Genomic DNA, 1,235 nt, shown 5'->3' with positions numbered 1-1,235 from the left:
TGTAGTGGTCAACTAATCCCGGACACGACGTTAAGTTTTTTCTCGGCCTGAGCCGGGGCCAGTCCATTGTTGAACTGATGCGGTCTAATCCAGTTGTACCTATGCATCAGGTAATGGCTGATGTCGCGATTCGCCTCTTGAGCTGTCATATAGCCCACAGTCGGTATCCATTCAGTTTTCAAGCTGCGAAACACACGCTCCATCGGCGCATTGTCCCAACAGTTCCCACGACGGCTCATGCTTTGGCGCATGCGGTAACGCCAGAGCCGTTGGCGAAACTGGCGGCTGCCATATTGCGAGCCCTGATCCGAGTGAAACAAAAGCCCTTGAGGCTTGCCACGCTGCTCGTAAGCCATGTCCAACGCCTTGATGACCAGATCCGCATCCGGCTTGTTCGACAGCGCCCAGCCCACCACTCGGCGCGCGTAAAGATCCATAACCACAGCCAGGTAATGCCATTTCCCTTGAGCCCAGATGTAGGTGATGTCGCCACACCAGACCTGGTTGGGTGCCGGAACATCAAACTCTCGATTCAAGATATTCGGAATGTCAGGCCGCTCGACCGTCGCTTGTTTGTAGGCATGTGATCCAGGTTGTTTGCTGACTAGCGCCAGTTCCCGCATCAGGCCTCGCACCTTGAACCGCCCGATCTGCTCGCCGTCTTCCTGCATCATCGACACGATACTGCGGCTACCGGCAGCGCTTCGACTTTGCGTAAACAGTTCGTTGACCCGACTGCGCAACCGAAGCCGCTCAACGTCGGGACTTCGGCGCCTGAGGCGGTGGGCGTAGTAACACGAACGAGTAACATCAAAGACTGCGCAAAGCCAATCGACCGGCTCTTGGGTACTTAACTGATCAATCAGCGTGTGCGCTCGTGCTCTTCCGACATCAAGAGCGCGGTAGCCTTTTTTAAAATGGATTTCTCCCGCTCAAGGCGAGCGATTCGAGCTTCCAGTTCCTGGATTTTCTGCTGCTCAGGCGTCAGCGCTTTACTCTGCGGAGTAACGCCGGTGCGCTCCTGCTGAAGCTGATTAACCCAGCGGCGCAATGCGGACTCGACCACACCAAGTGAGCGGCTGGCTTCGATATGGCTATAGCCTTGATCGAGCACGAGGCCTGCGGCCTCGCGTTTGAATTCAGCGGAAAAGGAACGACGTTGTTTGGTCATCAGACACCTCTATCTGGCGAGCATTCTCGCCTAAATGGGTGTCCGGTTTCATTAGACCACTACA

1 protein-coding gene is annotated in these 1,235 nt (G+C 55.5%); it reads right to left on the bottom strand.

Annotated elements, in window-relative coordinates:
- Positions 1–8 precede the first annotated feature (8 nt).
- Positions 9–1,171, bottom strand: a protein-coding gene (locus Q7C20_RS26640) for an IS3 family transposase (RefSeq protein ID WP_105641270.1) whose coding sequence is annotated in 2 segments (ribosomal slippage) — positions 9–916 and positions 916–1,171 — 1,164 coding nt in all. Because the reading frame shifts where the segments join, the coding sequence is not laid out codon by codon here.
- Between the last annotated feature and the right edge of the window lie 64 nt (positions 1,172–1,235).

The organism is Pseudomonas sp. AMR01 (assembly GCF_041946035.1).
GTDB lineage: Bacteria > Pseudomonadota > Gammaproteobacteria > Pseudomonadales > Pseudomonadaceae > Aquipseudomonas > Aquipseudomonas antarctica_B.
This window is presented reverse-complemented; position numbering and strand designations above follow the sequence as displayed.